Origin of the sequence: Longimicrobium sp. (assembly GCF_036280135.1) — a bacterium.
Taxonomy (GTDB): Bacteria; Gemmatimonadota; Gemmatimonadetes; order Longimicrobiales; family Longimicrobiaceae; genus Longimicrobium.
Window position 1 is genome coordinate 1 of record NZ_DASURI010000604.1, and the last position, 10,511, is coordinate 10,511.

Below are 10,511 nucleotides of genomic sequence, written 5' to 3' on the forward strand. Positions count from 1 at the left end.
AACTCTCCGCCCGATCCATATCTCCGCTCCCTGCGAAGCGCTCCGCCGCGTCCCCTTCCCGCGCCTGCGAGCCCATGAGCTACGACCTCTTCCTCTTCGCCCCGCCCCCGACCGATGATCCGCTGGCCTTCGCCCGCGCCGCCTTCGAAGGCGAGGTGCCGGCCGAAGATGCGCCTCCCGACTGGCGTGATCGGATGCGCGCCACTGCCGACGCACTCGCGGCCGCCGAGCCCGCGCTCCAGGCGCAGGCGCACGGCGAAGAGCCGGGTGACGCGTGGATCGAGCTCGCCCCGCCCGACGACGACTCCGGCCTGCAGATCGTGGTGTTCCACGACACGGCCTTCCTGCACCTCGCGTATGGGCACACCGGCGCGGAGGTGCGCGCCGCGTGGGAGCAGGCGTGGCGCTGTCTTGTGCAGATGGAGCGGGCGAACGGCTGGCGCACGTACGATCCGCAGCGGGAGCGCCTGCTGGACCTCCAAACGGACCTGGATGCGGTCGTGCGCGAATACGAGCGGGCTGGCGCCACCTTTCTCGAGGCACTCCCGACGCTCTCGCCTCCCGCGCCCGCCAGGCGCCCCTGGTGGAAGTTCTGGGGCTGACGATCGGCGGATGAGACGCGAAGGGCGCCCCGTGCTGGGACGCCCTTCGTGTTTACGTGCTGGGATTCAAGCGATTACGCCGTGTGCCAGCCCGGTCAGCGCTCGTTCCACGATGCGCCCGCCAACCTCTGTCCGAAGCAAACTCCAGGGGACGTGTCCCCCCAGACCGTGATTCGCCTTCCGCAGCCAGCGGCGTGCCTTTTCACGTTTTCCGAATACTGTCTCCGAGAGGTCGATCACCCGCGCGACACGAGCGAGCCGATCGGATTCAGCAGGAGAGAGCGCTTCATCCTTCCGCTCGTGAAACACGAGCGCGTCGGGATCGCCGACGAGCAAATGTAATTCCTCCGGAGTCGCGTCCCCGAGCGCAAACAGTGCATCCACCGCTTCGATTGAGAAGCCGTGCTGCACCGCTCGCGCTCGGGTCAGATCCAGATCGGATCGAAGGTCACCGACAACGTTGACTCCGCCTAGCCGGTCTACGATCGGAAGTACGCTCATCGCTCATCTCCGTCTCGGATCGTGGGCTGCGAATCAGGCAGAAACGAGCGGCTGTTCGATCAATCCCTCCAGTCCCTTATCGCCGGACCTCCGCCGCCACCGCGCGAAAGTGGTCCTCCAGGCGCCGCGTGCCGCGCGTAGGGGCCACGCAGTCCACCAGGCTCACCTCCGTGCCGAACTCCAGCAGCGCCGCGATGCGCGGGTTGATCGGACGCGTCAGCGCGGCGACGGCGCGAAAGGCGCCCGGCGGCACGGCCATGATCCGCGGCGCCCGGCCCACGGCGCGAAAGGCCAGCTCCGCCAGCTCGCGGCGGGTGAACGTGTCCGGCCCGCCGACGTCGATCCGCCGCTCCGTCCCCGCGAGCGCGTCGGCGCAGGCGGCGGCCACGTCGGTCTCGTGGACGGGGTTGGTGCGCGCGCCGCCGTCGCCGATCACGGCGCCGCGGCCCTTCGCGGCCATCCGCACCAGCTCGCCCATGAACGAGAAGAAGCCCGTCGGCCGGACGACCGCGTAGTCCATCCCCGACGCGGCGAGCGCATCCACGAACCGCTCGTGCGCGTCCACGTACACCGTGCCGCGCAGCCGCTCCGCGCCGAACACGGAGACGTAGACGAACCGCCGCACGCCCGCGGCCCGCGCGGCGTCCAGCAGGGCGCGGTTGCCGGCCCAGTCCACCTCCATGAATCCGCGCCGGTCGCCCAGCCCACCCAGGCGCATGGACGCGCCGGCGCACGAGACGACGGCGTCCGCCCCCGCGCAGGCGGGCCGCAGCGACGCGGCATCGCGCAGGTCGCCGCGCAGGGCCGCCTCCGCGGGCAGGCCCAGCGCCGCCAGGCGCGCGGGGTCGCGGGTCAGCGCGCGCACGTTCCAGCCGCGCCGCCTCAGCTCGCCGGCCACCTGCCGCCCCAGCTGCCCCGTCGCGCCCGCGACCAGCACTCGTCCCATCATCCGCCCTGCCCTGTTGGTGGAGAGATCGTGCGCCGCGGCCGGCGGCGTGTTCGGGCGGCAAGTTAGGCGCGCGGATGACCGGCGATGATAGGGCAACGCCCGCGTCGTTCGGCGGCGGATACCGCACGAAGCCGGACGCGGGCGTCGGGAAAGCGCCTACAGGATCGAGCCGGTCGATGCGACCGCGAGAGCGTCATCCAAGAGGAGCTCCCGCGCCGCACCCTTGGTGCGTCCCCTCCCTCCCGTCTCCCGAACGCGTCACCCTGAGGAGCCGCCGCGTGATCTTGCCCTGGGCGTGGTCCACGGCGGCGACGAAGGATCTTGCCCGCAAAGCGTGAGGCCGGGCTCATGCACCGGAGCCGGCCTCACGTTTCGCATACAAGATCCTTCGGGGCCACACGCACCCCGCACGGACGAGGTCCGCGAGGGCCCCTCAGGATGACGCCGCTTTGCGGCGGACGCGGCGGGTCAGGGCGGGCACCACATCGCGACGGAAACGGCGGACGCGGCGGGTCAGAAGAGCGAGATCTGCTCGCCGAGGGTGGACGGGTCCACGGGGCGCTCGCCCAGCAGCGTCTGCATCTCGCGGGCGTTGGCGGGGCTGTGGCCGGCGAAGTGATTGTTGAAGAAGCCGTACACGTCCGTCGTGAGCGCCGCGCGCTTGAGCACGTCGGACCACGAGCGAATCTCGTCCGAGCGGTCGAACTGCAGGTGCGAGTAGTCCACGATGTCGCGGTTGGGACCCATCCACCGCACGTAGTGAAAGTCCGCCGTGGGCCGCTCCGCCAGCTCCGTCATGGTCTCTCGCGGAATCCACTTTCCGTCGCTCAGGGCCAGCGCCACGCCGTGCTCCGCCAGCAGCGCGAGCAGGCTGGGCAGGATCTCGGGCCGCATCCACCGGCTCTGCCGCACCTCCAGCGCAAAGCGCACGTCGCGCGGCAGCCGCGGGATGAAGCGCTCCAGGGCCGGCATCTCGTCCGGGGCGAAATCGGGCCCCATCTGCACCAGGATGGGCCCCAGCTTGGGCCCCAGCTCGCGCGCGCGGTCCAGGAACTCGGCCACCACGTCGTCCGCGTCGCGCAGGCGGCGCTCGTGCGTGATCTCCTGCGGCAGCTTGAGCGCGAACGTGAACTCCGCCGGCGTGCGCTCCGCCCAGCCGCGCACCACCTTGGCCGCGGGGATGGCGTAGAACGTGGAATCCACCTCCACGCCGCGAAACGCCCGCGCGTACATCGACAGGAACTCCGCCGGCCGCGTTCCCGGCGGATAGAACGGCCCCACCCACGCGTTGTAGTTCCATCCCTGCGTGCCGATGAGAACGCGTCCGGGCATGTGATCTCGGTGGATGAGGGACGTGATTCCGTTCGCGACCCGCCACAACGCGAACGGGCGCATCCCCGATAGGATACGCCCGAAACCGACGCGCGCAAGACGAAGTGGACGAGATCAGCGGCCGCCGAGGGCCTCGGCGCGGCGCAGGGCGATGATGCTCACCGTGAGCCACGCCGTGCCGATCACGGCGCCCGCGACCACGTCCGTGGGCCAGTGCGCGCCCATCCGCAGCCGCGCGGCACACACGGCGCTCACGAGCCCGATCCAGCACAGCACGGCGAACACGCGCTCCAGGCCCGACCGCGTGTTCATCATCCACAGGTAGATGACGATGCCGTACGACGCCGCGGCCTGCGCCACGTGCCCGGACGGAAACGAGTGCAGCCCCGGCGCCGCCACGCCGCCCGCGATCAGGTCCGGGCGCGGACGGTTCCACGTGAGCCAGCCGAGGCCCACGACCACGTCCGCCAGGAAGAACGAGCCGATCACCGTCAGCGCGCGCAGGGGGCGGCCGCTCCACACGGCCACGGACCCCACGCCGAACAGGATGGGCAGCAGCAGAAGCGCGTTGCCCAGCGGCTCCAGGAAGATGGCGGACGAAAAGCTCAGCTTGCCGCGCTCGAACGCCCGCAGCGCGTCCGCCTCCCACGCGAGCGCGCCGGACTCCGCCATCCCGCGCGCCCACGCGCACGCCAGCAGCGCCAGCGCTGCGCACACCACGAGCCCCACGCCCACGATGATGAGCCACGCGCGGCGCGCGGGCGCCGGCTGCGCGCGCCACCCGTCGCGCAGGCGCACGGCGGACAGGCGCATCCCTTCCCACATCACCCATCGCCCCGGAGGGATCTGCCCCATGGGGAACTGCCCCAGCGGGCCGCCGCGCTCCGGGCGCAGCTCAGCATCCGTGCTCACGCAGTCACTTCGATTCGGATCGTTCCGCACCCCTCGCTTCGAGGGTCTGTCCAGGGTTCATGCCGGTGGGCAAGACCGGGACCGCGTCCCCGTCAGCACGACGACGAACTGCCGTGAAACTCCGCCGCGCATCCGCCCGTACGGCCTCCCACGTCACCGCCGACGTCAATCAAACCGGGTCTCGCAAGGGAGTTTCCCATGAGCAGCAGCAACAGCAATTTCGAGACGGTCATCAAGTGGGTCGTGGTCGTCATCCTGGCCATCGTGGCGCTCAAGGTGATCGCGAGCGTGCTCGGCATCGCCTTCCTCCTGGGCGGCTTCCTCCTGTGGCGCGTGCTTCCGCTCGTGCTGGTGGTGTGGCTGATCTACAAGGCCATCCAGTGGCTGGGCAGCGACCGCAGCGGCTCGTCCAGCAGCACCACGGGCTACTGACCCATCGGGTCGGCGGACGAAAAGGCCCCGGAGCACACGCTCCGGGGCCTTTCGCGCATCCGTCCTCCTCGTGGCGCTCGCGTCCCGGATGGGACACACCCGTCCCATCCCGCCGACGTCAAACAACGGCCATCATCCCGCGCAAACTCATCAATAGCAATCAGATACGGACCGCGCAAAAACATCCGGCGTCCGGAACGTGAGTTGCCGCGCCCCCCTGTTTCCTGGACCACGTTCCGGTCCCGGCCCACCTGACGTTCCCATCCATCCGGGAGCCCCGCATGAAGATCGTGAATCATCGGCTCGTCAAGGACGACGGCACGCCGTACCCGTTTCGAGATACACCCAACCGCGGCCTCAAGGGCAACAAGAACGCGCCCGTAAAGCACCGCTGGCTGGTGATGCACTATACGGCCGGCGGCAGCGCCAGCGAGTCCATCGACTGGCTGGCCAACCCCGAGGCCGGGGCGTCGGCGCACATCGTAATCGGCAAGGACGGCCGCATCACGCAGATGGTGCCGTTCAACATCCGCTCGTGGCACGCGGGCGAGAGCGAGTGGAAAGGCGTCAAGTTCCTCAACGGCCACTCCATCGGCATCGAGCTGGACGGCTTTGGCTTCCTGGGCAACGCGGGCCCGGGCAAGTGGAAGTTCAAGGGCCAGTCCATCCCCGACAGCGAAGTGGTCGTCGCCACGCACAAGTTTGGCAAGCCCAAGGGCGGGTGGCCGCGGTATCCGCAAAAGCAGCTGGACGTGGCGCTGGAGCTGGCCGCGCTGCTGGTGAAGACGTACGGGCTGGAAGACGTGATCGGCCACGACGACATCTCGCCGGGCCGCAAGCAGGACCCGGGGCCCGCGTTCGACATGGCCGGCTTTCGGGCGGCGGCCATGGCCGGCGGCGCGGCGCCCGTCGTCACTCCGACGCCCCCGCCGGCCGACGGCACGGCTCCCGCCACCGCGCGCTTTCGCGTGAAGACGACGCTCAACGTGCGCAGCGGACCGGGCGCGTCCAATCCCACCGTGGCGGGCAGCCCGCTGGCGGCGGGGACGTTCGTCCGCGCCGGGCGTGAGCAGGACGGCTGGCGGCAGGTGACGACGGAAGGCGGCGTGAGCGGCTGGGCCAGCGCGCAGTTCCTGGAGCCCGCGCCCGCCGCGCTCTTCACGGTGTCGACGTCGCTCAACATCCGCGGCGGCCCCAGCGCCGGCGACGCGCCCGTTCCCGGCAGCCCGCTGCCGGCGGGGACCATCGTGGAAGGCCTGCAGGACCAGGGCGACTGGAAGCGCGTGGCCGTGCAGGGCGCCGCCAACGGCCGAAGCGGCATCGTGGGATGGGTGGCCGCGCGGTTCCTGCAGCCGTCGGTGATCCCCGTGAGCGGCATCGGCCAGCCGGCGGAGACGTAAGGCCCTCCCCCGGCCTCGCTCAGGCTCGTCCACCCCCTCCCGCAAACTGCGCGGGAGGGGGTGTATACTTCTACGGGCTTTCGTGTGGGATGGCGTGGTTCAGCGCCCGGCGAGGCTGGGAGCCTGCTCCGGTGCGCGGGCCATGTTCTAAGTTTACGCCCTCTCCCACGCAGTTTGTGGGAGAGGGACGCGAGGAACGAGCGGGTGAGGGCCCGCGGGTGAGGACCCTACGCCATCGCCAGCACGGGCAGCGCCTCGCCGCGGAAGGTGGCGGGGACGCCGTCCAGCGGATCGCCCTCCAGCGCCTCGCCGTCCGGCGACTCCAGCACGAAGCCGGCGTCGCGGATCATCTCCAGGTCGGCGCGGGCGGCCTGGCCGGGCGTCGTCAGGTAGTCGCCGATGAAGATGGAGTTCGCGGCGTACAGCCCCATCACCTGCATGCTGCGCAGGTGCACCTCGCGCCCGCCGCTGATCCGCAGCTCCTGCGTGGGCAGCAGGAACCGGTAGAGCGTGAGGATGCGCAGGCAGCGGCGCGGGTCCAGGTCACGCGCCTGCTCCGCCATGGGCGTGCCGGGGATGGGGATCAGGAAGTTCACCGGCACGCTCTTCACCTCCAGCTCGCGGAGGCTGAGCGCGAGGTCGATCACGTCGTCGTCCGTCTCGCCCATGCCCACGATGCCGCCGGAGCACGTCTTGAGGCCCACGGCCTTGACCTGCTCCACCGTGGCGCGCCGGTCGGCAAAGGTGTGCGTGCTGACGATGTTGGGCGTGTGCGCCTCGGACGTGTTGAGGTTGTGGTTCACCTGCGTGACGCCGGCCTCCTTGAGGCGGATGGCGTGCTCCTCGGTGAGCAGGCCCAGGCACGCGCAGATCTTGAGGTCGTGCCGCTCGCGGATGGCGTGCACGGCCTCGAGCACCTTGTTGAACACGCGCTCGCCCGGCGCGCGGCCGCTGATCACCATGCAGAACGTGCCGGCCTTGAGCGCCGCGGCGCGGTCGGCGGCGGCCAGGATCTTTTCCTGGGCCATGAGCGGATACTTGTCGATCTCCGCCGCCGAGATCTTGCTCTGCGAGCAGTAGTTGCAGTCCTCGGGGCACAGGCCGCTCTGCGCGTTGAGCAGAAAGTGCAGCCGCACGCGGTTGCCGAAGTAGTGCCGCCGCACGCGGTACGCGGCCGCGAGCTGCTCCAGCAGCGCCGTGTCGGGCGCGCGGAGCACGGCGTGCGCCTCGTCGCGCGAGATGAGCTCGCCCGCGAGTGCGCGGTCGGCCAGGGCGTTCCAGTCGGGGAGCGCAGACAGGGACATCGGGATCACGTCTCGGGTTTGGGTTGCCGGCCGCCAAGTTACCCGGACGCGGGCGAAAGTGCGAGGGGGACGGAGGAGTGCGTTAGTGCGTTAGTGCGTTAGTGCGGGAGCACGGGATCACAGCAGAGAGGAAGGAGGCTCCCGTCGCTGCACGACGGGAGGGCCCTCTCCCCCGACCGCCTTTTTGCTCGTTCCTCGCAACGACGGTCGACCCCTCCCCCAACTTCGGGGGAGGGGTGGCGAGAGGGCGAGTTCAGCGCGCGAACTCCAGCCCACGCTGGGGATGGGTTCTCCTCTCTCCGCGAGGAACGAGCGGGGAGAGGCCGGGAGAGAGGCGGACGGCTATCGGCGCGAGCCACCCCGATCCACACGAATTTCTCCCTTCCCCCATGCCGTTTATGGGGGAAGGGTCGGGGATGGGGGGCGCTCAGCTCGCGCGAAGAACTCGCTTTCCGCGCACGAGTCCCCTCTCCCCTCACCCCCCGAAGTGGCGCTGGAAGTCGTCGCTCACCTGGCGCAGCAGGCGCTCCACGGCGTCGCGCGAGTAGGGGAAGAAAAGGGTGTCGCTCAGGGAGTTGAGCGCGGAGCGGACGTCGCGAAAACGGTCCGCGGCGTTCAGCAGCAGGTCGCCCAAGCCGTGGCGCAGGGCCAGGTCGCTGCCGGCGGCCATGCGATACCCCGCCGCGCCCAGCTCGTCGTAGTACGACAGCGGCGGGGCGCCCCGGCGCTGCACCCGATGCGTGATGAAGTCGGGAAAGATGCCGCCCAGCCAGAGCGCGAAGTTGCCCAGGTGCACGCGCAGCAGGAACTCTCGCTCGCCGCGGGCCCGCTCCAGGGCGGCCAGGATGTCGGCCAGGTAGAAGAAGGGCTCGCCCTCGCCGCCGTCCACGCGGTGCGCCTTGCCGGCCATGGCGAACTCCAGCAGCATGGCCGCCGTGTAGTCGGCGAGCTGGCGGTCGTGGATCTCGCGCTGCATGAGCGCGTGCCGCACCATCACGTAGAACACCAGCGGCGCCGGCGCCGTGCTGATGGGCCCGCCCCGCACCAGCGCCCGCAGCACCGCGGGCTCGTCCAGCAGCGCATCCAGCCCCTGCTCGCGCAGGCGCGCCTCGCCGCCGGGACCGGCCAGCGACGTGAGCAGCTCCGCCTCGCGCCGTCCGAACGACGCCCGCACATTCGGCTTGATCATACGTTCCTCCCGGGGAATCCAGTCAGGTACGCATCACTCTACCATCCCGACCCGCCGCCAGGTTCCACGTTCCGCCGGCGGCGCGGATCGACGTGCTTTTGCCCAAATTGCATCCGGAATGTCGGAACATCTGCTCCCGGCCTCTCCGCCGCCCCTCCTGATCCGCATCCACCGAATCAGCCGCGGTCCCCGGCTTGCATGGCCGCGCTCGCCGTATACTTCTCAGCCACCGGGCCGAGTTTCCCCTGATCCGCATCCGCCGATGAAGCAGCTTTCCCCGTCATGGCAGGCGCACGTGGGCGCCGAGCTGGAGCAGCCGTACTTTCGCAAGCTGCGCGCGTTCGTGGACGAGGAGCGCACCCGCGCGGCCGTGTATCCGCCCGAGGACGAGGTATTCACGGCGCTGGAGCGCACGCCGTATGAGCGGGTGAAGGTGATGATCCTGGGGCAGGATCCCTATCACGGACCGGGGCAGGCGCACGGGCTGGCGTTCTCCGTGCGCCCCGGCGTGCGTCCGCCGCCGTCGCTGGTGAACATCTTCAAGGAGCTGCGGGACGAGATGGGCTGTCCCGTTCCCAATCATGGTTGCCTGTTTCACTGGGCAGATCAAGGGGTTTTGCTGCTGAACGCCGTCTTGACCGTGCGGGACGGGGAGCCCAACTCGCACAAGGGCAAGGGATGGGAGACGTTCACGGACGCGGTGATCCGGGCCTTGGCGCAGCGGGACGACCCGGTTGTGTTCGTGCTGTGGGGCGGGTACGCGGCCAGGAAGGAGGCGCTGATCGGCGCGCCGCACTACGTGCACAAGTCGGCGCATCCGTCGCCGCTGTCGGCCCGGCGCGGGTTCTTTGGAAGCAAGCCGTTCAGCACCATCAACCGCGAGCTCGAACGGCTCGGCAAGGCGCCCATCGACTGGTGCATCCCGAATCTATGATGCGGATCATGGGATGACAGCGGAACCGTCTGCGAGCACGATGGCCGGCCCCGCGCCCCCGGCGACTGAAGTCGCGGCACCGAAAGCGTGATGTCGGCCTGCGCCGACGGGTCCGGCGCGGGCGAGTACCGAGCGTGCGGCGGAGCCCAAGCGCATGGATTCGCGCGCGAGCTCTACATCCGGTCGGTTGAAGCCCCGTTCGCATCGCGCGTCAGCGCGAGACGGGGCTTACCGCTGTCCGAGCGGCGGCTTTCGCCGCTCCGGCGAGGGGCCGACGTCCGCATCAAAGAACCTCAATCCTCTCACGGCTCCCGCCGTTGCCGGCTGTCCCCGGTACCTGTCCCTATCCCCCGCAGTTCCGCCGGCCGTCCACGACCCGCCTCCCTGCCCCGCACCCTCCCTCCCCAAGCCCGCCGGTCAGAACCCCGGACGATCGTTCGTTGCCTTAGTGGAAGCGCCACGGGAGCCATGGAACTCCCGCCCGGCAGCGGACGTAGGATGGCACAGGGCCGCCGTACGCTCGCCTCCGCCGGCGCCCCCGCAGCACCCCACCGGCCGTGAGGCCGCTGACCCCGCAGCAGGAGGAAAGCCGATGTTCAAGGTCCTGAACGGTCAAAAGCGCCGCGTCATCAGCCCCACGACGGTGGTCGCATCCATCGCCGCGCACATTCTCCTGCTGGGCGGCGCCGTGTACGCCGCCGCGCACGATCCCAAGCCGGTGGAGCACGTGCGCGCGGAGTTCGACCTGCCGCCGCTGCCCATCGAGCCGGCTACGCCCGAGGTACAGCCCGAGGAGCCCACGCCTCCGCCGCCCGCCGAGGAGCAGCCCGTCGAGCCCGACACGCCCGAGCCGGTCCCGGGCGAGGTGCTGCAGCTGGACGCGCCCACCGAGGCACCCCGGGTGATCACGCCGGAGCCGCCGGGCATGCCCCCGGTGAACGAGGACGACTACAAGC

Annotated in this window: 10 protein-coding genes and 1 pseudogene; 5 read left to right on the forward strand and 6 right to left on the reverse strand. The window is 70.3% G+C overall.

Features of this window, described 5'->3' with window-relative positions; translation table 11 throughout:
• Window positions 1-74: 74 nt before the first annotated feature.
• Complete coding sequence (locus VFZ20_RS19495; protein ID WP_329685606.1) at window positions 75-602, forward strand: hypothetical protein; 528 nt, start codon at window positions 75-77, stop codon at window positions 600-602.
• A gap of 66 nt (window positions 603-668) precedes the next feature.
• On the opposite strand, the gene VFZ20_RS19500 is transcribed toward VFZ20_RS19495, so the two are convergent.
• The 4 genes from VFZ20_RS19500 to VFZ20_RS19515 all read right to left on the reverse strand — a co-directional run bounded on the left by VFZ20_RS19500 (window position 669) and on the right by VFZ20_RS19515 (window position 4,296).
• Window positions 669-1,013, reverse strand: coding sequence for an antitoxin Xre/MbcA/ParS toxin-binding domain-containing protein (locus tag VFZ20_RS19500; protein WP_329685607.1), 345 nt, complete (start codon window positions 1,011-1,013; stop codon window positions 669-671).
• A gap of 166 nt (window positions 1,014-1,179) precedes the next feature.
• Window positions 1,180-2,052, reverse strand: coding sequence for an SDR family oxidoreductase (locus VFZ20_RS19505; protein ID WP_329685608.1), 873 nt, complete (start codon window positions 2,050-2,052; stop codon window positions 1,180-1,182).
• A 513-nt stretch (window positions 2,053-2,565) separates the two neighbouring features.
• On the reverse strand, window positions 2,566-3,384 hold the full coding sequence (locus VFZ20_RS19510) for a DUF72 domain-containing protein (RefSeq protein WP_329685609.1): 819 nt from the start codon (window positions 3,382-3,384) through the stop codon (window positions 2,566-2,568).
• 114 nt (window positions 3,385-3,498) lie between these two features.
• The gene (locus VFZ20_RS19515; RefSeq protein WP_329685610.1) at window positions 3,499-4,296 is read right to left on the reverse strand and encodes a phosphatase PAP2 family protein; all 798 of its coding nucleotides are present in this window, start codon (window positions 4,294-4,296) and stop codon (window positions 3,499-3,501) included.
• A 198-nt stretch (window positions 4,297-4,494) separates the two neighbouring features.
• On the opposite strand from VFZ20_RS19515, the gene VFZ20_RS19520 reads away from it, so the two are divergent.
• The gene (locus VFZ20_RS19520) at window positions 4,495-4,728 is read left to right on the forward strand and encodes a hypothetical protein (RefSeq protein WP_329685611.1); all 234 of its coding nucleotides are present in this window, start codon (window positions 4,495-4,497) and stop codon (window positions 4,726-4,728) included.
• Between the two features lie 281 nt (window positions 4,729-5,009).
• Window positions 5,010-6,128, forward strand: coding sequence for an N-acetylmuramoyl-L-alanine amidase (locus tag VFZ20_RS19525; protein WP_329685612.1), 1,119 nt, complete (start codon window positions 5,010-5,012; stop codon window positions 6,126-6,128).
• A 227-nt stretch (window positions 6,129-6,355) separates the two neighbouring features.
• On the opposite strand, the gene bioB is transcribed toward VFZ20_RS19525, so the two are convergent.
• Window positions 6,356-7,432: a biotin synthase BioB gene (gene bioB, locus VFZ20_RS19530; protein WP_329685613.1), complete on the reverse strand. Its 1,077-nt coding sequence runs from the start codon at window positions 7,430-7,432 to the stop codon at window positions 6,356-6,358.
• A 475-nt stretch (window positions 7,433-7,907) separates the two neighbouring features.
• Window positions 7,908-8,621 carry a hypothetical protein gene (locus VFZ20_RS19535; protein WP_329685614.1) on the reverse strand — a complete coding sequence of 238 codons (714 nt, stop codon included), beginning with the start codon at window positions 8,619-8,621 and terminating at the stop codon, window positions 7,908-7,910.
• Between the two features lie 262 nt (window positions 8,622-8,883).
• Here VFZ20_RS19535 and VFZ20_RS19540 point away from each other — a divergent pair, with 262 nt between their 5' ends.
• Both VFZ20_RS19540 and VFZ20_RS19545 read left to right on the forward strand, forming a co-directional pair.
• Window positions 8,884-9,555, forward strand: coding sequence for a uracil-DNA glycosylase (locus VFZ20_RS19540; RefSeq protein ID WP_329685615.1), 672 nt, complete (start codon window positions 8,884-8,886; stop codon window positions 9,553-9,555).
• Window positions 9,556-10,147: 592 nt separating this feature from the next.
• A pseudogene (locus tag VFZ20_RS19545) lies at window positions 10,148-10,511 on the forward strand (hypothetical protein); the annotation flags it as partial.

Coding starts and splice junctions, on each gene's coding strand:
- VFZ20_RS19535 (WP_329685614.1), bottom strand. CDS start 8,621: ATGATCAAGCCGAATGTGCGGGCGTCGTTCGGACGGCGCGAGGCGGAG.
- VFZ20_RS19520 (WP_329685611.1), top strand. CDS start 4,495: ATGAGCAGCAGCAACAGCAATTTCGAGACGGTCATCAAGTGGGTCGTG.
- VFZ20_RS19505 (WP_329685608.1), bottom strand. CDS start 2,052: ATGATGGGACGAGTGCTGGTCGCGGGCGCGACGGGGCAGCTGGGGCGG.
- VFZ20_RS19510 (WP_329685609.1), bottom strand. CDS start 3,384: ATGCCCGGACGCGTTCTCATCGGCACGCAGGGATGGAACTACAACGCG.
- bioB (WP_329685613.1), bottom strand. CDS start 7,432: ATGTCCCTGTCTGCGCTCCCCGACTGGAACGCCCTGGCCGACCGCGCA.
- VFZ20_RS19540 (WP_329685615.1), top strand. CDS start 8,884: ATGAAGCAGCTTTCCCCGTCATGGCAGGCGCACGTGGGCGCCGAGCTG.
- VFZ20_RS19525 (WP_329685612.1), top strand. CDS start 5,010: ATGAAGATCGTGAATCATCGGCTCGTCAAGGACGACGGCACGCCGTAC.
- VFZ20_RS19495 (WP_329685606.1), top strand. CDS start 75: ATGAGCTACGACCTCTTCCTCTTCGCCCCGCCCCCGACCGATGATCCG.